This window comes from Acinetobacter sp. 24-47-47, assembly GCF_057737035.1.
In genome coordinates, this window is sequence record NZ_CM173216.1 from 2,569,619 (window position 1) to 2,588,857 (window position 19,239).

At 39.4% G+C, this 19,239-nt stretch carries 23 protein-coding genes; 13 read left to right on the forward strand and 10 right to left on the reverse strand.

What is annotated here, in order from left to right; all coding sequences use genetic code 11:
• The first annotated feature begins 59 nt into the window (after positions 1-59).
• Positions 60-2,267 (forward strand): PhoX family protein, encoded by a 2,208-nt coding sequence (locus AC1M9E_RS12000; RefSeq protein ID WP_035266728.1) that lies wholly within the window; start codon positions 60-62, stop codon positions 2,265-2,267.
• Between the two features lie 27 nt (positions 2,268-2,294).
• Here the strand turns inward: AC1M9E_RS12000 and AC1M9E_RS12005 are convergent, their stop codons facing one another.
• Positions 2,295-3,098 (reverse strand): NRDE family protein, encoded by an 804-nt coding sequence (locus tag AC1M9E_RS12005; protein ID WP_488224819.1) that lies wholly within the window; start codon positions 3,096-3,098, stop codon positions 2,295-2,297.
• 93 nt (positions 3,099-3,191) lie between these two features.
• On the opposite strand from AC1M9E_RS12005, the gene lgt reads away from it, so the two are divergent.
• From lgt to msrA, 8 genes are all read left to right on the forward strand, one after another.
• A complete protein-coding gene (gene lgt / locus AC1M9E_RS12010) occupies positions 3,192-4,007 on the forward strand; it encodes a prolipoprotein diacylglyceryl transferase (protein ID WP_488224820.1) in 816 nt (271 codons plus the stop codon).
• A gap of 84 nt (positions 4,008-4,091) precedes the next feature.
• Entirely contained in the window at positions 4,092-4,463 is a 372-nt protein-coding gene (locus AC1M9E_RS12015; RefSeq protein WP_488224821.1) for a hypothetical protein, read from the forward strand.
• A 530-nt stretch (positions 4,464-4,993) separates the two neighbouring features.
• Positions 4,994-5,485: a lipocalin family protein gene (locus AC1M9E_RS12020; protein ID WP_481607794.1), complete on the forward strand. Its 492-nt coding sequence runs from the start codon at positions 4,994-4,996 to the stop codon at positions 5,483-5,485.
• 201 nt (positions 5,486-5,686) lie between these two features.
• Positions 5,687-6,529: a thymidylate synthase gene (gene thyA / locus AC1M9E_RS12025; protein WP_481607793.1), complete on the forward strand. Its 843-nt coding sequence runs from the start codon at positions 5,687-5,689 to the stop codon at positions 6,527-6,529.
• A 93-nt stretch (positions 6,530-6,622) separates the two neighbouring features.
• Positions 6,623-7,135: a dihydrofolate reductase gene (locus AC1M9E_RS12030; RefSeq protein WP_481607792.1), complete on the forward strand. Its 513-nt coding sequence runs from the start codon at positions 6,623-6,625 to the stop codon at positions 7,133-7,135.
• Positions 7,136-7,161: 26 nt separating this feature from the next.
• The gene (locus AC1M9E_RS12035) at positions 7,162-8,232 is read left to right on the forward strand and encodes an Lnb N-terminal periplasmic domain-containing protein (protein WP_092766749.1); all 1,071 of its coding nucleotides are present in this window, start codon (positions 7,162-7,164) and stop codon (positions 8,230-8,232) included.
• 74 nt (positions 8,233-8,306) lie between these two features.
• Complete coding sequence (locus AC1M9E_RS12040) at positions 8,307-8,762, forward strand: META domain-containing protein (RefSeq protein WP_035266743.1); 456 nt, start codon at positions 8,307-8,309, stop codon at positions 8,760-8,762.
• Positions 8,763-8,845: 83 nt separating this feature from the next.
• The gene (gene msrA / locus AC1M9E_RS12045) at positions 8,846-9,367 is read left to right on the forward strand and encodes a peptide-methionine (S)-S-oxide reductase MsrA (protein ID WP_035266744.1); all 522 of its coding nucleotides are present in this window, start codon (positions 8,846-8,848) and stop codon (positions 9,365-9,367) included.
• 50 nt (positions 9,368-9,417) lie between these two features.
• On the opposite strand, the gene AC1M9E_RS12050 is transcribed toward msrA, so the two are convergent.
• From AC1M9E_RS12050 to AC1M9E_RS12070, 5 genes are all read right to left on the reverse strand, one after another.
• Complete coding sequence (locus AC1M9E_RS12050; RefSeq protein ID WP_035266746.1) at positions 9,418-9,822, reverse strand: ExbD/TolR family protein; 405 nt, start codon at positions 9,820-9,822, stop codon at positions 9,418-9,420.
• Positions 9,822-10,445, reverse strand: coding sequence for a MotA/TolQ/ExbB proton channel family protein (locus tag AC1M9E_RS12055; RefSeq protein ID WP_180028347.1), 624 nt, complete (start codon positions 10,443-10,445; stop codon positions 9,822-9,824). Before AC1M9E_RS12055 ends, AC1M9E_RS12050 begins: the two co-directional genes overlap by 1 nt.
• A gap of 20 nt (positions 10,446-10,465) precedes the next feature.
• Positions 10,466-11,284, reverse strand: a complete 819-nt coding sequence (locus AC1M9E_RS12060) for an energy transducer TonB (protein ID WP_035266750.1) — start codon at positions 11,282-11,284, stop codon at positions 10,466-10,468.
• A 213-nt stretch (positions 11,285-11,497) separates the two neighbouring features.
• Positions 11,498-12,364, reverse strand: coding sequence for a formyltetrahydrofolate deformylase (gene purU, locus AC1M9E_RS12065; RefSeq protein ID WP_092766746.1), 867 nt, complete (start codon positions 12,362-12,364; stop codon positions 11,498-11,500).
• Between the two features lie 88 nt (positions 12,365-12,452).
• The gene (locus AC1M9E_RS12070; protein ID WP_035266753.1) at positions 12,453-13,145 is read right to left on the reverse strand and encodes a TetR/AcrR family transcriptional regulator; all 693 of its coding nucleotides are present in this window, start codon (positions 13,143-13,145) and stop codon (positions 12,453-12,455) included.
• Positions 13,146-13,269: 124 nt separating this feature from the next.
• On the opposite strand from AC1M9E_RS12070, the gene AC1M9E_RS12075 reads away from it, so the two are divergent.
• The 4 genes from AC1M9E_RS12075 to AC1M9E_RS12090 all read left to right on the forward strand — a co-directional run bounded on the left by AC1M9E_RS12075 (position 13,270) and on the right by AC1M9E_RS12090 (position 17,158).
• Positions 13,270-14,718, forward strand: a complete 1,449-nt coding sequence (locus tag AC1M9E_RS12075) for a coniferyl aldehyde dehydrogenase (protein ID WP_035266754.1) — start codon at positions 13,270-13,272, stop codon at positions 14,716-14,718.
• A gap of 165 nt (positions 14,719-14,883) precedes the next feature.
• On the forward strand, positions 14,884-15,120 hold the full coding sequence (gene rpmB, locus AC1M9E_RS12080) for a 50S ribosomal protein L28 (RefSeq protein ID WP_000048256.1): 237 nt from the start codon (positions 14,884-14,886) through the stop codon (positions 15,118-15,120).
• Positions 15,121-15,132: 12 nt separating this feature from the next.
• On the forward strand, positions 15,133-15,288 hold the full coding sequence (gene rpmG / locus AC1M9E_RS12085; RefSeq protein WP_001205031.1) for a 50S ribosomal protein L33: 156 nt from the start codon (positions 15,133-15,135) through the stop codon (positions 15,286-15,288).
• Between the two features lie 151 nt (positions 15,289-15,439).
• A complete protein-coding gene (locus tag AC1M9E_RS12090; RefSeq protein WP_488224822.1) occupies positions 15,440-17,158 on the forward strand; it encodes a cation:proton antiporter in 1,719 nt (572 codons plus the stop codon).
• A 36-nt stretch (positions 17,159-17,194) separates the two neighbouring features.
• Here AC1M9E_RS12090 and AC1M9E_RS12095 read toward each other — a convergent pair whose 3' ends face one another.
• The 4 genes from AC1M9E_RS12095 to AC1M9E_RS12110 all read right to left on the reverse strand — a co-directional run bounded on the left by AC1M9E_RS12095 (position 17,195) and on the right by AC1M9E_RS12110 (position 19,168).
• Positions 17,195-17,473, reverse strand: coding sequence for a hypothetical protein (locus tag AC1M9E_RS12095; RefSeq protein ID WP_035266758.1), 279 nt, complete (start codon positions 17,471-17,473; stop codon positions 17,195-17,197).
• Positions 17,474-17,595: 122 nt separating this feature from the next.
• Entirely contained in the window at positions 17,596-18,099 is a 504-nt protein-coding gene (locus tag AC1M9E_RS12100) for a DUF6586 family protein (RefSeq protein ID WP_035266761.1), read from the reverse strand.
• 193 nt (positions 18,100-18,292) lie between these two features.
• Complete coding sequence (locus tag AC1M9E_RS12105; protein WP_035266764.1) at positions 18,293-18,619, reverse strand: hypothetical protein; 327 nt, start codon at positions 18,617-18,619, stop codon at positions 18,293-18,295.
• Between the two features lie 297 nt (positions 18,620-18,916).
• The gene (locus tag AC1M9E_RS12110; RefSeq protein ID WP_035266766.1) at positions 18,917-19,168 is read right to left on the reverse strand and encodes an RNA recognition motif domain-containing protein; all 252 of its coding nucleotides are present in this window, start codon (positions 19,166-19,168) and stop codon (positions 18,917-18,919) included.
• Positions 19,169-19,239 lie beyond the last annotated feature (71 nt).

Below are 19,239 nucleotides of genomic sequence, written 5' to 3' on the forward strand. Positions count from 1 at the left end.
ATTCCGCATTAAGTTGTTTGTGACGCTAAAAACTACCAAGCAAGATGCTAGGAACGAACATGACTGATTTAACACCTTTTAACGATGATTACGATAGCAATGATTCGGGGAATCCAGAATTTCACCATTTACTTGAAAAGCAAATTACGCGTAGAGATCTCATTAAGAAGACTGCTGGTGGTGCAGTAGCATTGACAGTAGCGGCTTCAGTAGCAGGCTGTAACAGTGACGACAATGACAATAACAACTCAAATCCTTCTCTACCTGAATTCGACAAATCAAAAACGCCAACTGAACTAACATTTAAAGCGGTTGATAAAAATATTAAAAATGAATTCACAGTGCCTGAAGGATATGAAGCACGTGTTATTTATGCACTAGGAGACCCGCTTTTTGAAGGTATGCCTGAATGGGATGCAGATAATATTCCGAGTGGTGCTTCATTTACCATGCGCTCAGGCGAATGTCATGACGGTATGACATATTTCGGCATGAAAAATAGTCGTTATGATCAAAATGAGTCAAATGTAGGTTTACTGGTACTCAACCACGAATATGTAGATAACAAAGCGATTTTGCATCCAGCGAATAATACCATTTCAGCGGATATTCGTTCTGAAGATGAAGCATTACGTGAAATCAACTGTCACGGCGTTTCAGTGATTGAAGTACAAAAAAATCCTACAACTCAACAAGTCACTCTAAACAAACGCTCTGTATTCAACCGTCGAATTACAGCTGCAACACCGATCGATTTCGCTGGTCCTGTAAAAGGGCATGAATTGGTACAAACCAAGATCAGTCCAGAAGGCACATTTACATTAGGTACGATCAATAACTGTGGTAACGGTTATACGCCTTGGGGCACATACTTAACCACTGAAGAAAACTTTAACCAATACTTTACTCGCGATGATAAAGATCGTTCTGAAAAGGATTTGGAGTCGTTAAAACGCTATAAAATTGCTTCAAATAGTTCTTATAAGTGGCACACAGTTCAAGCACAACTGTTCCCTCAAGATGTCTATGAGCGCTGGTTAACTAAAGTCTCTGCATCTTCTGCAACTCAAGATTTTAGAAACTCACCAAATACATTTGGTTGGATTGTTGAAATTGACCCGTTTGATGGTCGTCAACGCCCAGTAAAACGTACAGCTCTTGGACGTTTTGCACATGAAGATTGTCGTGTCAGTCGTGCCATTCCTGGGCAACCACTAGCCTTCTATATGGGGGATGACTCTCAAGGCGAATATATCTATAAATTTGTTTCAGATGCGGTTTGGGACCCTAAAGATATCAACGGCGGTTATGCTGCTGGTGATAAATATATGAATAACGGTAAATTCTATGTTGCTAAATTTAACTTTAATGAAGCAACTCAAAAGACGTCTGGTGAGTGGATTGAACTCAATATCTCCAATCCATTAATTGCTAGTTATTCAAAATACAAATTTACAGATCAAGCTGATGTATTGGTAAATGCCCGTTTAGCAGGTGATGCAGTTGGTGCAACCAAAATGGATCGTCCAGAATGGGTTGCAGTAAACCCAGAGAATGGTGAGGTTTATGTCACCTTAACAAATAACTCATTACGTGGAAGTGAGCATACGATTGATGCTGCCAACCCTCGTAATTATGCTGATAATGATAAAGGTGGTAGTCCTCGCGGGAATATCAACGGACATATTATTCGTTTCCGTGAAACTGGTGATACTGTTACAGCAAAAACATTTGTATGGGATATCTTCTTATTTGGCGCAGAAGAAGATTCACTTCCGGGTGTAAACCTATCTGGACTCACATCTGCAAATGATTTCTCAAGTCCAGATGGCCTATGGTTTGATCCACGTGGTGTCTTATGGGTACAGACTGATGATGGCGCTTATACAGATGAAACGAATTGCATGATGCTTGCTGCACTTCCAGGTCAAGTAAGTGATGGTAAAGTGACTTCTGCAAATGCTGGTTCAAATAATGCCACTCAACTTACTCCTGCTGGCGCACAGCTTGATGATTCAAAGTTACGTCGTTTTTTAACAGGCCCTTCAGGCTGTGAAATTACAGGTGTAACGATGACACCAGACTATAAAGCTATTTTTGTGAATGTTCAGCATCCAGGTGGCACTTGGCCTGCAAATCACAGCAACACTATCAGCGGTGGTAAAGGTACACGTCCTCGCTCTGCGACGGTCGTGATTACACGTAAAGACGGTGGCGAGATTGTTGGGGAAAGTCTAGAAAAGAAAGAAAACACTCCTGCTGCTTAATTCAAACATTGAAATAGAAAATGCCGACTACGATGTCGGCATTTTTTTTGAGAGATGCAAATCAATTTTGACTATTTGATTCTGATGCTTACCTTGCTGCGTTTTTTCAAGCCAAGTCCATTGATTTCTTTTCATCAATAAATAGTTTGAACATCGTGTTCCATATATTGGGCTTCGTATAAAAGTAGAAGATAACAGCTGCTCCATTTCCACCGATATGCCCGTTTGAGGTAATAAGTCTAAATCAATTTTTCTTTCATCTTGTAAGATATCCCAAACGACATACTCTAAATCATACGCTTTTTGATCATTGGGATTTAATTGCAATAAGGGCAAGAACTCTTGTGTAAAGCGTTTACGCAAATGTTTGGTTTTTTCCCATGGATCACTTAATACACCATTGGAAACCACATATACACCTTTGGCAAGAACTTGTGGAGATTCACCACGATTACTCATATAAACCGCTTGATCAGAGGTTCCGATAAAAAGGTTAAATCCAGCGTAATCACATTGCTTTTTTTCTAATTCTTGGGCAAATCGGATCGGTGCTAATTCAGACTCCAGATATTGCTGAATGATATGTCCTCTTGAAGTTGGATATTCCTTCTTATCATTTGCATCACGGTAATTTGTCACAAGTGCCCAACGCCCTGCAGCAGTAATCCCCATCCATGTCCCACCAGATTGTAAATCTTGACCTGCAATAATTGGGCTATTTTCCCACTTATGAATTTGTGAAGCAGGTCGGTGATAAAACTCATCCCGATTTGAAATTAAGCATAATGGTGTTTCATCCAACACTTGCCATGCGATTGCTACAATACACATCGTTGCATCCTTAGAACTTTACACATTGAATGTACAACATTTTTTCAGTCTTTCCGTTAGAATCGACACAAAACATAATATAAAGGAAAAGCAATGCTGACCTATCCTTCTATTGACCCAGTGGCAATATCTGTGGGTCCATTACAAGTTCACTGGTATGGACTCATGTATCTACTCGCATTTTTATTTGCGTGGGGCTTGGCAACATTCCGTGCTAAGCAACGAGGATGGACACCAGATATGGTCTCTGATCTCATCTTTTACGGCGCATTAGGTGTCGTGATTGGTGGACGAGTGGGCTATGTGTTCTTTTATGGTTTTGATCAATTCCTTGCAAACCCAATATGGTTATTCCAAGTTTGGACAGGTGGCATGAGTTTCCATGGCGGCTTCTTAGGTGTCATGTTGGCCATGTTATTGTGGTGTAAAAAATACAAAATGAGTTGGTTCCAAACACTGGATTTTATTGCCCCATGTGTTCCAACAGGTCTGATGTTTGGTCGTATTGGCAACTTTATTGGCGGCGAACTTTATGGCCGACAAGTCACAGATCCAAATTTCGCATTGGGTATGATTTTCCCTACAGATCCTTTACAACTCGTACGACATCCATCCCAACTTTACCAAGCACTCTGTGAAGGTTTAATTCTTTTTATTGTTCTGTGGTGGTTTAGTTCTAAACCTCGTCCACGCATGGCTGTTTCTGCTCTATTCTTAATTGGATATGGTATCGCTCGCTTCACAGTTGAATTCTTCCGTGAGCCAGATAATGGACAATTATTTATCGGATGGATGAGCAAAGGACAATTCCTTACAGTTCCAATGATTCTCATCGGCCTATGGATGCTTTGGTATGCCTACCAAAAGAAATTATATGACTGGGGTCCTCTACAAAATAATGGCAAATAAGTAAATCATGCCCTCAAAGGTGAACATCTTGTTCACCTTTTTTTGTGCTAGAGTTTTGACTTATTTACTTTGATTCAGATTACTATGCTCGAGTTTTGGTTTGATCCTAAAGTTTCAATACAACACAAAGCTTTATTTTTTATTTTGATCGCGAGTGCTACCGCTACGTTATATTGGATGCAACCGCTTAACTTTGATGCCATCTTAATGTTTGTGGGCACAGGTATCGTTTTTCTTATTTGCCGTTACTGTAAAATTCATTTCGCTTCACACCATCCAACAAGGTTGATGTACCGATTATTTACTTGGATTCCTATCGCTCTGCTACTTGCCTTAATTTTCATGCATGCAAAGGATGGAGAAATTCTTTTACCTGGTGCTCAAGGATTAGGATTTATGGCTTTATCTATTTGCTTATTTTCTCCACTGTCTCTACTTCATCAACATCAGCATTAAGACGTCATTATGTTAAATTTCTGGTATTCGGAACGATGCACACGCACGATTAAATTGATCATTTGTATATCAACGTGTGTAGTGATTCTGTTGACAGCTGAAATTAAAAAACTTGATTTTCTATCGACACTAATAAGCTTATGTTTAGGCTTAAGTCTACACATTATTCATCATGTTTTGATCCAATCTAAGCGTCTAAAGCATCAGCTGAAAGCATATTATGCTTTTAGTCCTTTCATCTTGATTGTATTTTTTATCTTCATGCTTTCAGCGCTGAACTTTCAAAATAGCAGAGAGTTTTTTGCACTTTTTGTACAACTCATGGGTTATAGCGCAGTGGGATTATTCGTAGTGAGTTTATATGCATCTCGTACACCCCGCTGAATTTCAAAACTACTAAGCAAATGAAAATAAATATAAATTAATCACACTCACTTAACGCTTTGCTACAGAACAGTATTATTTCTACTCCAAAACTGTGCCTATACTCAAAGGATGTATCTAATTTAGATTAAATGGAGTACATCATAATGAGTCAAAATTTAACGACCGTATCTAACTTCCAACTTGAACGCTATTTAGGTACTTGGTATGAGATTGCACGCTTACCAATGAAGCACCAACCTGAAGACAGTACGGATATTTCGGCAGTCTATACCTTAAACAGCGATGGAACTGTACGTGTTCAAAATCGTTGTCTTGATGGCAACAAAGAACTGGATGAGTCTATTGGCGAAGCCACAGTTGTAGATGCTGAACAGGGCAAATTAGAAGTCAGCTTTTTGCCTGAAGGATTTCGTTGGATTCCATTCACTAAGGGTGACTATTGGGTACTTAAGATCGATGAAAATTATCAAACTGCTTTAGTCGGTGAACCTAATCAAAAATATCTTTGGATTCTGCACCGTGAACCTGTGTTAAATGAATCTATCAAACAAGCGTATCTAGCATATGCTCAATCCATTGGCTATGACTTATCAGAGCTGATAGACACCGTACATACAGGGCGTCAAACTGCATAGTTTTTACATTAAAAAAGCACCTTAAACAGGTGCTTTTTTAATGCCTCTTTCACTTTTGTCACACCGGTATAGACATTCTAAAAAATACAAAAAAGATGATATGATGACTCCAATTTTCAAGTTGCCCCAACCTTCAACTTCTTCCTTCTTCTTGAAGAAAGTGATCAGAGGCTTTGATTAACGAATTGATTAGAGAGACCTATGCGCCAATATCTTGACCTTCTACAACACATCCTCGACAACGGTGGCGATAAAGGCGACCGTACTGGTACAGGTACTCGTTCTGTATTTGGTCATCAAATGCGCTTTGATCTTTCTAAAGGTTTTCCTCTACTGACCACAAAGAAAGTTCACTTCCGTTCAATCGTGATTGAATTACTTTGGTTCCTTAAAGGTGATACCAATGTTAAATATCTGCAAGATCATAAAGTTACAATTTGGGATGAATGGTCGACAGCTGAGCAGACTGCTCGTTTTGGACGTCCTGAAGGAGAGCTAGGTCCAGTATATGGACACCAATGGCGTAACTTTGGTGCAACTAAAAAAGACGATGGTTTATACGAGCAAGATGGTTTCGATCAAATCAAATGGTTAATTAATGAAATTAAAACCAATCCAAACTCCCGTCGTTTAATCGTATCAGGTTGGAACCCAAAAGAAGCTGGACAAGTGGCACTCCCTCCTTGTCACACGCTTTTCCAGTTTTTTGTTCAGGATGGAAAATTATCATGTCAGCTTTATCAACGTAGTGCTGATGTTTTTCTTGGCGTTCCATTTAATATTGCAAGTTATGCACTTCTCACCCATATGATTGCGCAAATCTGTGATCTAGAAGTCGGTGATTTTGTGTGGACAGGTGGTGATACTCATCTTTACGCCAATCATTTCGAGCAAGCACAACTTCAATTAACACGTGAACCACTTCCATTGTGCCAACTCAAACTTAATCCTGAAATTAAAGATATTTTTGATTTCAAATTTGAAGATATTGAAATCGTAAATTACGAATCGCACCCTGCAATTAAAGCACCTGTTGCAGTTTGATTTTAACTAAGGTCTTTTGGGATCACAGTTGATACTAATCGTGATCCAACTTTACATTTCCCCCTTTAACTCATATTCGCTGGAAGAATAATCATGGCATTTCAAGGTTTAGAAGTCGTACACGTCGTTGCAATGGATCAGCAACGTTGTATTGGCAAAGGAAATGATTTGCCATGGCATATTTCAGCTGATCTCAAACATTTTAAAGAAATTACCCAAGGTGGTGTTGTGGTGATGGGACGTAAAACACTTGAGTCTATGGGTAGAACGCTTCCTAAACGTGTAAATTGGGTCATTACACGATATACGTCATGGCAATTTGAAGGAACAAAAATCGCGCATACAATCGAGAGTGCACTTGAGCAGGCAGTCCATGATGTAAAAGCTTCAGAAAAGCCTGGATCTATTTTTATCATAGGTGGTGGAGAAATTTTTAGCCAAACGATCTCTATTGCGGATCGCTTAGAACTCACGCATGTTGAATTAGACGTTCAAGGTGATGCTCATTATCCTGAGATTCCACCTGAATTTAAAAAAGTGGCATCAGAGCAACACATTGATGACAAAACAAATATTGCATTTGAGTTCGCAACCTACCAAAAATAAAGCTTTCTTACATATAGCCAATAACAATGCATAACATCGGTAAAAGAGAGTTTATTCTTGCGCTTGCAAAGGGAGCTTTTCACTCCCTATTTAGTTTATTTGTCATCTTCTCTTCAATTTGGTTATGTATGGCCTTATGGGTTCAAGAGCCATTTGGCTGGTTAGTCAGTCGTATTATCATTGGCTTTTGGGTCGCTTTTGCCTTAAGTGTTTTAGGCATATATGCAACACAACATTTTTTCAGCCGTAGTAAAGATGTTGTCTTATATATTGTCTTTTTTGCGTTCAGTTTAGTTTGGTATTTTAGCATCCCTGCCAAACAAGACCGTGAGTGGAATCCTGAAGTCGCAAGAATTCTCAATTATGAACGTCAAGGTGATTGGGTCACTTTACACAATGTGCGTAATTTTGCATGGAATGAAGACGGAACCTATCAAGAACGCTGGGAAACACGTCAAATTGATTTGAATCAAATCAGTGGCATTAACATCATTACTTCATATTGGATGGGACCACAAATCGCCCACACTTTAGTCAGCTTTGATTTCAAAAACTCTAAACCACTGACCTTTTCGATTGAAATTCGCAAAGAAAAAGATGAAGAGTTTTCTGCTATTGGTGGTTTTTTTAGAAAGTACGAAGTCAGTTTAGTTGCTGCTGACGAGAAAGACATTATTTATACACGTAGCAATGTACGTAATGAGCAGGTCTATTTTTTCCCAATCAACATGGAAGCTGCTGAAATGAAAGCTTTATTTGAGGAATATTTAGAGCAAGCAGATCAACTTAGTCAAGAACCAAAATGGTATAACACCTTGACGAGTAACTGCACCACTTTGGTTTTTGATATGGTTCAAGCGATTTCCAAACATGAACTGCCAGTGGACTACCGATTATTAGCCTCAGGTTATTTACCTAATTATCTGTATGACTTAGGGGCATTACAACATCATTGGGATATCAAAACATGGTACAACAAGGCACATGTCAACCCAAGAACAGACCAATTTAATCAATTTAAATATCAAAGTAGTGAAAATTATTCAAAATTGATTCGTCTGGGTCTCCCTCAGAGTCAGCCAGAGCTTGCACCTTAGCGTATCAGTTGATATACATAAAATTGACTTGAATTTAATTTACATTAGAAAGAAATAACACAGGGGCATTTCATATGTTAAAACAACTTTTAGCCGTATCCGTTATAGGCTCAGCATTACTTTTTACAGCATGTACCACAACACCATCTGCTGAAAAGCAACAACAAGCACTTAATCAATTGCAAAATAAAACTTGGATTTTGACACATATTGGCGCAACAGAATTTAAGACCGACCCTACTGCACACAATGTTCCAAGTATTCAATTTGATGCAGCATCTAGTCGTTTGAGTGGTGCAGATGGTTGTAACCGTTTTATGGGTGCATATAGCATTAAAGCTGACAAAATTAGCTTGAGTGAAGTTGCAACTACACAAATGATGTGTGTGAATACTCAAGAACTTGCAAATCGCTATAATGCTGCCTTGGCAAAAGTCGCGGCATTCCAAGTCTATGACAAAACGCTTCGCCTACTCGATGAGAATGGTAATCCAGTATTGCAGTATGAGTCTGCAATACAACCGCGTTAACAGTTAAGCAACCATTTCACTGGTTGCTTTTTTCATTCTACACCCCATTATTTCAGTCATTGCAACTCAATAAGGTGAATCCCATGCAACAAGCTTTGCTCGGTGGCGGATGCTTCTGGTGTGTTGAAGCAGTTTTCCTTCAACTCAAAGGTGTCACTAAAGTCGTGAGTGGTTATGCGGGTGGGTATACGGCCAATCCAAGCTATGAGGACATTTGCAAAGGAGACACCCATCACGCAGAAGTGGTTTTAGTGGATTTTGATGAAAGTCAAATTAGCTTTGCTCAATTGCTTGATGTATTTTTTGCAACACATGATCCAACCACACTCAATCGCCAAGGTAATGATATAGGTACGCAATATCGCTCTGTCATTTATTATTTTAATGAAGAACAGCGCCAGATTGCAGAGAAAGCGATTCAACAGTTAAAAGCAGAAGGTTTAGATATTGTTACAGAACTAAGCTCAGTACCGACCTTCTACCCTGCTGAAGAATATCATCAAAATTTCTTTGCTCGTAACCCGACTCAGGGCTACTGCAATTTTAGTATCCCACCAAAACTTTTAAAGCTTCGCTCTAAATTTGAAGGTTTACTCAAAGACTAATACAGGTATAAAAAAAGCGACCTTATGGTCGCTTTTCTCATGTTAATCAGTTAATTATCTGTGGCAAAGGCAATGTCAGCAAGCCCGGCTTCGCTTGCACGTGACATCACTTGAGCAACAGTATCATAACGTGATTCTTTATCTGCTTTAAGAATAATTGTCGGTTGTTGTGCTGAACCACCGGCATCGTTAAATCTTTTTTGCAATTCATCTAAGCTGATAATTTCTGAATCCCATGCAATCTCACCCTGTGAGTTAATGCTTACTTGAATCGATTCAGGTGGCGGATCAATGATATCCGCTGTCGTTTTTGGTAAAGTTAATGGAATTGATGGGTTAGCAACGGTCGCTGTCACCAAGAAGATGATCATCAAAACCAACATAATGTCAATTAACGGGATGAGGTTCATCTCCGTCATGCCTGTATCGTTGTCTTCACCCAATTGAAAAGCCATTAAGCTTGACCTCCAACGTAACTTTCTTGAGTCGCTTTCACTTCAACTTTTTGCGCAGAAGAATCTTGTTGCAGCATCGTGTCGATTAAAAGACTGTGAGCATGATCTTGTAGTTCATTACTTAATGTACGATTAAAGCGAATACAAATGTTGTATGCGATCACTGCTGGAATAGCTACTGCTAGACCAATACCCGTCATAATCAGGGCTTCACCCACAGGGGTTGCCACTTGTGCAAGTCCTGCTTGACCGCTTTTACCTACTGCAACCAATGCATGGAAGATTCCCCATACTGTACCAAATAGCCCTACAAATGGTGCAAGTGAGGCAATTGTTCCGAGTACAGCAACACCTTTTTCAGCAGATGCTTTTTCCAAAGCAATCTGACGCAATAAAGCTTGCTCCGCAACAGCTTTACGTTGTTCAAATCCCAAAGGAGCGAGTTTTGCTTTCAATCCTGCTAGTGCTTTAGAGAGTTGAGCATAAGCAACTTCTTTCAGTTGACGTGTTCCCATCACACGTAAAACGACAATCGTCCATGTCGCAATAGACATTGCGAGTAAAACGAAATAAAGCGTCTTACTGACTGCATCAGCATGTTGCCAATAAACTGAAAAGTTCATACTCGAACTCCTAATAAAAGTTAGCCGTTAGAATTCAACTTAAGTTCAAATGGTTGTTCCGCTCTAAACGGATAAGCCACACCATTTTCCTTATAAGGTCTGAATTTTGCATTACGCACTGAGCGTAAAATCTTTTGATCAAGCGAATCAATTCCACTTGATTTTGTGATTCTGGCATTCACTACATTACCGTTAGTGTCCGCTTCAATCGATACTACAACAGTACGATCAGAACCTTGTAAATCTCGGTTGGTATATGATGGCTTCGGTGTACGAGACCATGATATTTGCCCAATACTTAAATTCTTTGGTGTATTACGAGCTTGCTGCTCACGACGTTCTTGTTCGCGTCTTTCATTTTCCAAGCGCTCACGTTCTTGTTGCTCACGTAGCTGTTGGTCACGCAATGCTTGCTCACGTCGCTGCTGTTCAAGTAACTCACGATTTTTACGTTCTTGCTCTAAACGCTGTTGTTCCTGCTTTTGCTTTTCTAATTTATCTTCTTGAACAATTGCTTTTTGTTCGACAGGTTTAGGCTTTTCAGCAATGACTTTGGGTTTAACCACAGGAGGTGGTTCAACGACTTTAGGTTCTGGTTTTGGTTGAACTTGAGGTTTCACAGGTTCAACAGGAGGTGGCGGCGGTGGCGCATCCTCTTTAATCTGAACAAAACGAACCTTAATTGGGTCTTTATCAATAGGTTTTAATTCAGGTGTTTTCATCTGACTCACGGCAAATAAAACACCAATATGCCCGATCACCACTGCAATGAGCGAAGTAAGCACTTTCTTTTTCATTGAGATTGGATTTTGCATCATAGGAATGGAAGATGGGCTCATTAAAGTTTATGACCTGATATACATTGACGCTGTCTTCAGAAGGAAGATTTCAATCAAACTTATCGGTTAGTACAATTAAAGTACGCCAATAATAAATGAGAAGTGTTTTCATTTGCAACTATTAATTCTGCAGTTTTGATGAGTTTTTTTGATCATCAATAAAAAAGGCATGCTCACGCATGCCTTAATAAATCAGTGATATTTAATTAAAAATCACTGGAATACCACAGTTTTATTACCATCAACAATGATACGGTCTTCTAAATGCCACTTAACAGCACGCGCCAAGACATTACGCTCAACGTCTTGACCTAATTCACGTAATTGATCAACTGTAAAATCATGGCTGACACGTTCAACATCTTGTTCAATAATCGGGCCTTGATCCAAATCAGCTGTCACATAATGCGCTGTTGCACCAATCAGTTTTACGCCTTTTTCATACGCTTGCTTATAAGGGTTAGCACCCACAAAAGCTGGAAGGAAAGAATGATGAATGTTGATCACTTTCATTTCCCACTTAGAGACGAACTCTTCATCAAGAATCTGCATATAACGTGCGAGTACAAGCAAATCATTACCTTGCATTAACTCATCAATTTTTGCATATGCTTCGCGCTTGTTCTCTTTATTGACAGGCACAACTTCAAAAGGAATACCGAAATTTTCCACAGACTCACGTAGATCTTCATGATTCGACACAACCTTAGTGATTTCACAAGGTAATCCACCACGTGCATGACGCCATAAAAGTTCAAGCAAGGCATGATCGACTTTCGATACCAAAATACCTACTTTCTTTACATCTGACACTAAAGCTAGACGCCAATGCATGTTGTAACGTTCAGCTACGTTTGTGGCGAAAGTTTGTAGAATATTTTCCTTACGGCTTTGCAAATTGTCGAGTTCAAACTCAACACGCATGAAATAACGCCCGCCCTGAGCTTCTGTTGCATATTGATCAAGCGCAGTGATGTTTGCCCCTTGATGATACAAAAAGCTCGATACAGCCTGCACGATTCCTGGTTTATCTTCGCAAGTAATCAGTAAACGTGCTGTGTTAGCAGTTGTCATATTCATGATGATTTATATCACTTAACAGTTAAATTGAAAAACAGCCGCGTATTCTAACTCTTTTTTTAATGCTTTCAAATTATCTTTGCTGAAATCAATCTTCTCGATCAGCAGAAAGACTAGCAAATAATTCAGATGTTCCCAGCGTTTCAAGCAAGCGCTCATAAGTCTGACGACTTTCACCACGTAAATAAGGACCTTCAAGAAACACCATTTGACGCAGTGCCTGCCAAACCCACTTTTCATCTAGATGGTTGGAATCTTTTAAATGACCAGACATATAGAGAAAGTTCGTCCAATTGGTTAGGACGATCCATAGGTTAATGATCAACGCTTCAATTTCAGACTCTGTCATTTGCATGAGACCTGCATTGACGAAGGCTCGGTAAATCTTTTGACCTTGTTGCATCACTTTACCTGCGAAACGCGGGTAAATTTTTCTAAAGTCATCATTATTTTCGGTTAAATGATATACATCACGATGCAGAAAACGATAGGCCCATAACTGACTACTGAGTACTTGAAAGTATCGGATTTTATCATTGGCATTTACATCACGGTCTTCTGGCAATGCTAGCAGCTCTAAAGTTGCATGCTGATATTGCTCCATCAACTCTTTAATGATCTCTTGCTTGTTACGAAAGTGATAATAGAGATTACCAGGGCTAATACCTAACTCTGCTGCGATATGGTTAGTTGTGACAGATCGCTCTCCACGTTCGTTAAAGAGTTGCAAACTAATTTGCAAGATTCGGTCTTTGGTTTTTAACGTTTTGGAATGCGACATCCTAATACCATCTATAACAAGAATAATGACATTTAGCCCAAGCTAACATAAAAGTGACTTGACTTTTAGAGTATTTACTCTAAAAATAAAAATCACATCAACCCTTACATTAGTGGTACTGGTCATGAACAGTCAAACAAAAACAAATTTAATGACGACTGAAGCATCGGAAGTTCAGCATTTACATGATCTTCTAGCGCTTCAGAAAGCAGCCTATCGACGTTATCCGAACCCGACAGCAAAACAGCGTATTGAACGTTTGGCTCGTCTTAAAGCAGTTTTGATTAAATATCAGGACCAAATTGCAGAAGCAATTAGCCAAGATTATGGTAATCGTTCGGTTTCTGAAACGAAAATTGGTGAACTACTCACTTCACTCGAACAAATCAAATATTACAGCAAACATTTAACAGAGTGGATGAAGCCTTCTAAACGCCATATCGGTATTTTACATCAACCTGCAAAAGGTTGGGTTCAGTATCAACCTTTAGGTGTTGTCGGTATCATTTCCCCTTGGAACTACCCTTTATTATTGGCGATTAGCCCATTAGTATGTGCATTGGCAGCGGGCAACCATGCCATGATTAAAGTTTCAAGCACCTCTCGTAACTTTGGCTATGTATTACAAAATGCTTTATCTGAAGCGTTCCCACAAGAGTTAGTTGCCGTTGTTACAGGTGGTGGCGTAATCTCTGACACATTCAGTCATCTTGCATTTGATAAATTAGTCTTCACAGGCTCTACCAATGTTGGTAAGACTGTGATGAAAGCAGCATCTGAAAACTTAGTTCCAGTTATTCTAGAACTTGGTGGTAAATCACCAGTTATCGTGCACCCTTCAATTGACTTAAAGGATGTCGCGGAGCGTGTTGCATTCGGTAAATTGTGGAATGCGGGTCAAACTTGTGTCGCACCAGATTATATTTTCCTACCACGTGGTAAAACTTCAGAGTTTATTCACCAGTTTGAAACCGTTGCGAAAACGATGTATCCAACATTACGTGACAACCAAGATTACACCTCTATAGTGAGCGATAAGCAAAATAAACGCTTACAAGGTTACTTAGAAGATGCGATTCAAAATGGTGCTCAAGTCACTGAAATTAACCCATTAAAAGAAGAGCTTGCTTCTGTACGTAAAATAGCGCCAACCCTTCTGACCAATATCAGCCCTGATATGGAAATTATGAAGAACGAAATCTTTGGTCCAATTTTACCAATCTTAGAATATGATCAAATAGACGAAGTTATCGAGTTTATTAATGACCGACCACGTCCACTTGCATTATACTATTTCGACTTTAACGATGCTCGAGCAGAATACGTTTCGCAACGTACTCACTCTGGACACTTTGGTCAAAACGCTGTTGTTACTCATGTTGCACAAGATGATCTACCTTTCGGTGGCGTTGGTGCATCTGGTATGGGCAGATACCATGGTCCCGAAGGCTTCTTCAGTTTATCAAATGAACGCTCAGTCATGTCTATTCCAAAGCTATTCAGCTTGAAATACGTACTGCCTCCGTTTAATAGACCGATCCCTAGTCTTATCCGTAAAGCCTTTCTTCGTTAAATGATCAAGGCATGATCTATCACAACAGGTCATGCCCTGTTTTTATCAATTTCGCTTGTCTTTTAAGCGTATTTTTGATATAAAACGCCCCTTGAATGAATTCAATCCGTTTTATTTTGACTGGCCATACAGGTTTGCTGTTGGCTAAATCAATGGAGTTACACCATGTCTAAGGTTTGCCAAGTTACCGGCAAGCGTCCAGTCGTTGGTAACAACGTCTCACACGCCAACAACAAAACTAAGCGCCGGTTCGAGCCGAACCTGCACCACCACCGTTTTTGGTTAGAAAGCGAAAAACGTTTCGTACGTCTTCGTCTAACTACTAAAGGTATGCGTATTATCGACAAATTGGGCATCGAAAAGGTTGTTGCTGACCTACGTGCTCAAGGTCAAAAGATCTAAGGAGCAACGAAAATGCGTGATAAGATTCGCCTAGTTTCTTCTGCTGGTACAGGTTATTTCTATACCACTACTAAGAACAAACGTACTATGCCGGAAAAAATGGAAATCAAAAAATTTGATCCAAAAATCCGTCAACACGTAATCTTCAAAGAAGCTAAAATCAAATAATTTTAGTTCTTTAAAAAAATACGACCCATTGGGTCGTTTTTTTTGCCTTTTTTTTCTTCAGGTTGTTAAAATTTAATCTCAGTTTGGCATTTTTTATGCTTATACAGCTCAAAAGCCAATTCATAATTTATAAATATTTAAGGGGTGATTAGTGCCACATGATGTAGATTTAATTATATTGCTTGCGGTTGGTTTTGGCTTAGCCCTTATTTTTGGCTTTATCGCCGCACGTTTACGTCTACCCCCTCTTGTTGGCTATCTCATTGCCGGCATTATTATTAGCCCCAAAACCCCCGGTATCGTCGCCGATATCACACTAGCCAATCAACTCGCAGAACTGGGTGTCATGTTTTTGATGTTCGGTGTCGGGATGCACTTTTCACTGAAAGATTTAATGCAAGTTCGGCGTATTGCTGTCCCTGGTGCAATTTTACAAATCACAGTGGCTACCATCCTCGGGATTGGCGTCTCCATGCTATGGGGATGGAGTTTTGGGTCAGCATTGGTGTTTGGCTTAAGCTTATCTTGTGCGAGTACTGTGGTACTCCTAAAAGCTTTAGGTGACCGAGGCTTACTGGATTCAGTCAATGGAAAAATTGCTGTGGGATGGCTACTCGTCGAAGACCTAGTCATGGTGCTCGCTTTAGTTTTATTACCCGCTACAGCTGTACTCCTTGGCGGAACAGCACTGGAAGGCGCTGATCCAGATCAAAATGTCTTTGTGACTTTAGGAATAACCTTACTTAAAGTTGCGGGCTTTATTGCCTTTATGCTGATTATTGGTAAGCGCCTCATCCCTAAAATTATTCAGTTTGTCGTACGCTTGGGTTCTCGCGAGCTATTTACACTGACTGTGGTTGCAGCAGCCGTATCCATTGCCTATGGTTCATATGCGATTTTTGGCGTTTCAATGGCATTAGGTGCATTCTTTGCTGGGATGGTGGTTAAAGAGTCTGACTTCAGTCATCGTGCTGAAGAAGAAACGTTACCACTGCGTGAGATATTCTCCATCCTATTCTTCGTCTCTGTCGGAATGTTGTTTGACCCAACAATTATCGTTGAAGAACCACTTCATATTCTGGCTGTGATTAGCATTATCATGATCGGAAAAACATTAGCAGCAATGGCGCTGGTTTTGTTCTTCCGCTATCCATTAAATACCGCACTTACAGTAGGTGCCTCACTCGCTCAAATCGGTGAGTTCTCATTTATATTGGCAACACTCGGTCTATCTATAGGATTATTAACCCCTGAAGCTCAAAACTTGATTTTAGCCGGGGCATTATTTTCTATTTCGCTCAATTCTGTTTTATTTTCAGCCATTGAACCCGTACAGAAATGGATTCGTGAGCGCTCGCATTTGGCTCGTTTGCTTGAGCGTAGTGGTGATCCATTGGCGATGCTACCTGACGAGGTCTCACAGGACTACCTGCGCGATCAAGTGGTCATGGTCGGTCATGGAGAAGTTGGACGTCGCTTAACAAAAACACTGATGGAAAATAACATCAAAGTGGTGATTGCTGAAGAAAATCGAGAAATTGTTGAAAAACTACGTGCAAAAGATATTGCTGCAGTATCAGGTTCAGCAACAGAACCGGGCGTATTAATTCAAGCGCATATACAACATGCGAGGCTTTTAATTATCTCGCCGATGGATATTTTAGATATTCATAAGATTGTAGATACTGCCAAACTTCTGAATCCACAGATTCAAGTTTTGATCTGTTCAGAAAGTAAAGAAGAAGCTGAAGCAATACGTGCAGATGAAATTGGTGAAGTGTATTACGCGAAGGAAGAAATGGCGAAGAATATGAGCAATCATATTCTAAATCAAATTGAAATCGCACATCATCATGCACCATCTCACTAAGTAAAATAAAAACCGCGCTATTTGCGCGGTTTTTTCTTAGCTATAAAACTGTGGTTTTTCATCTACGACTTCCGCATGCCATTCATTCGATTGTTTTTCGAGAAGTGCAAATAACGCAGCCTGAATCATGTGTTGGGCAATCAAAGGCATATGATCACCTAATAAAGCTTTCACTTCATCATTAAATTGAATTTTCACAAGTGGCTCATCCTCGGATGCAGCGTGACGAAGCGCTAACTCGCCATTCTCAAGTTGCACCAATTCTAAAATTGCTTCTTGTGTTCCGAATAATTCTTTCAATTGCTCTATAGACATATACCCTCCATGATTCACATGGTGGCAAAATGCTGAATGCACTTTGCATAGCTTAGACTATTTTATATAAGTTCTAAAATTTATATTTCAAGTCTAATCGTTTAAAACTGTCATGATTACAATTAAAACTCAACCATTTCGTTACGAAAACCGTCAATAAGATGGGTTAAGTCACGATGCCACTCTCGAAGAATTTGAGTGTCTGGCAACCACGCTTGAGGTGTCTGCGTGACTTTAATAATAAGATTTGAAGAAGTCTCATCCTCAGGTTCTGGTGCACTTGGTTCAGGTGCATACTGGCACATACGATAAGCGCGCTTTAGTTCTGCAATAAAACCATCCTTTGCAAGATGCTGTAAAACGGTGATTTCTGGAGAAACTTGCCCTTTAGCGGCCATATGCTCTTCAATAGATTTTAATGTAGGTGAAAAATCATTTAAACGGTAATAACGAACCAACTCTTGCAAAAATGCCAAAACCGCTCCATGCAAATGAAAGACTGCCGCTTCACGATGGGCTTGAGCTTGTTGAATATGATCTGTCTGTTCTGCTTGCTGACATGATAGACGGGCAAAATAGAGTTTTTGATTAGTGCGATCTGCATGAAAACGAGCAACACGAGACATGAAAACTTCCTAGCAACATTTATGTCATACAACTTAAATGTTGGCGCCATATCACGCAATGCTTTTAAGAAAAAAATAAAGATTAATTTTAGATCAACAAGATTGATTGAAAGCTTGATGATTAATGCATACTGCTTAAAAAAAAAGCCAGCCAAATACATGGCTGACCCTTTCGAATGAATCTAAGGTTATATTAGCGAACAATACCCTTAAAAATTCCTAATGGATTATAAGTCCCATCGCCTTTTTCATTGTCATAATGAAATTTGACCTGATCTTGATCACCACCTAACAGTGTTCCAGCCTTGTAAAGACCTTCTGAAATCGCAAGGAAGCCAACATCAATTGCTTGATGAACTGTACCAACACCAGGAATTAGGCTCAGTGGCTTCCAAATTGGAGCTTGAACATTCAATGTGCTCGAAAATAAGTTTGATGCGTTTTGAAGCGTGTCACCGATTAACGTACCTGCACCTGATACGATTTCTGTTTCTAAATGATTTAATTCTTGAATAGACATTTTTATAACCTTTTGGGGTTTTATAATGGAGCTTTTATACTACACACTTCACTCAAACTTATTCAATCTATTATTAAGATATACTTCACAATAATTTGTATATAAATGTGATTTTAAGTGTATATTTTTAATAAAAATATTAATATATAACAGAAATACATTTCAAAAATATGTCAATTCTTCAAAGTACAAAAGTCGGTCAAAAAAGCTAAAAAAGATTCATATTTATTAGTGAAATTAAATAAAATATCAAATAAAAAGGAGCAATAACTGCTCCTACTTTATTTAGACATCAAGTTATGCTTCTGGCTTTTCGTCTGCAGCTTTTACTCGAATACCTGCACCTTTAACTTTACGGGTGTTCAGCCCCTTAATTGCTTTCACAGCTTCACGACCATGTGGCATTTCAACAAAGGCAAATCCTTTCGATTTGCCTGTTGCAGCATCTAATACCAATGTACATGAGTCTACTGTTCCAAACTGCTGAAATAACTCCAGAATCTCAGCTTCAGTAATGCTGCGCTCTAAGTTACGAACTAAAATTTTCATGAAAAAACCTTAAGAAGATAGGCAAAAAAACCAAAAAGTACGCGCCTACTCTACTTTTTGTATGAAACAAT

Coding starts and splice junctions, on each gene's coding strand:
- AC1M9E_RS12000 (WP_035266728.1), top strand. CDS start 60: ATGACTGATTTAACACCTTTTAACGATGATTACGATAGCAATGATTCG.
- AC1M9E_RS12005 (WP_488224819.1), bottom strand. CDS start 3,098: ATGTGTATTGTAGCAATCGCATGGCAAGTGTTGGATGAAACACCATTA.
- lgt (WP_488224820.1), top strand. CDS start 3,192: ATGCTGACCTATCCTTCTATTGACCCAGTGGCAATATCTGTGGGTCCA.
- AC1M9E_RS12015 (WP_488224821.1), top strand. CDS start 4,092: ATGCTCGAGTTTTGGTTTGATCCTAAAGTTTCAATACAACACAAAGCT.
- AC1M9E_RS12020 (WP_481607794.1), top strand. CDS start 4,994: ATGAGTCAAAATTTAACGACCGTATCTAACTTCCAACTTGAACGCTAT.
- thyA (WP_481607793.1), top strand. CDS start 5,687: ATGCGCCAATATCTTGACCTTCTACAACACATCCTCGACAACGGTGGC.
- AC1M9E_RS12030 (WP_481607792.1), top strand. CDS start 6,623: ATGGCATTTCAAGGTTTAGAAGTCGTACACGTCGTTGCAATGGATCAG.
- AC1M9E_RS12035 (WP_092766749.1), top strand. CDS start 7,162: ATGCATAACATCGGTAAAAGAGAGTTTATTCTTGCGCTTGCAAAGGGA.
- AC1M9E_RS12040 (WP_035266743.1), top strand. CDS start 8,307: ATGTTAAAACAACTTTTAGCCGTATCCGTTATAGGCTCAGCATTACTT.
- msrA (WP_035266744.1), top strand. CDS start 8,846: ATGCAACAAGCTTTGCTCGGTGGCGGATGCTTCTGGTGTGTTGAAGCA.
- AC1M9E_RS12050 (WP_035266746.1), bottom strand. CDS start 9,822: ATGGCTTTTCAATTGGGTGAAGACAACGATACAGGCATGACGGAGATG.
- AC1M9E_RS12055 (WP_180028347.1), bottom strand. CDS start 10,445: ATGAACTTTTCAGTTTATTGGCAACATGCTGATGCAGTCAGTAAGACG.
- AC1M9E_RS12060 (WP_035266750.1), bottom strand. CDS start 11,284: ATGAGCCCATCTTCCATTCCTATGATGCAAAATCCAATCTCAATGAAA.
- purU (WP_092766746.1), bottom strand. CDS start 12,364: ATGAATATGACAACTGCTAACACAGCACGTTTACTGATTACTTGCGAA.
- AC1M9E_RS12070 (WP_035266753.1), bottom strand. CDS start 13,145: ATGTCGCATTCCAAAACGTTAAAAACCAAAGACCGAATCTTGCAAATT.
- AC1M9E_RS12075 (WP_035266754.1), top strand. CDS start 13,270: ATGAACAGTCAAACAAAAACAAATTTAATGACGACTGAAGCATCGGAA.
- rpmB (WP_000048256.1), top strand. CDS start 14,884: ATGTCTAAGGTTTGCCAAGTTACCGGCAAGCGTCCAGTCGTTGGTAAC.
- rpmG (WP_001205031.1), top strand. CDS start 15,133: ATGCGTGATAAGATTCGCCTAGTTTCTTCTGCTGGTACAGGTTATTTC.
- AC1M9E_RS12095 (WP_035266758.1), bottom strand. CDS start 17,473: ATGTCTATAGAGCAATTGAAAGAATTATTCGGAACACAAGAAGCAATT.
- AC1M9E_RS12100 (WP_035266761.1), bottom strand. CDS start 18,099: ATGTCTCGTGTTGCTCGTTTTCATGCAGATCGCACTAATCAAAAACTC.
- AC1M9E_RS12105 (WP_035266764.1), bottom strand. CDS start 18,619: ATGTCTATTCAAGAATTAAATCATTTAGAAACAGAAATCGTATCAGGT.
- AC1M9E_RS12110 (WP_035266766.1), bottom strand. CDS start 19,168: ATGAAAATTTTAGTTCGTAACTTAGAGCGCAGCATTACTGAAGCTGAG.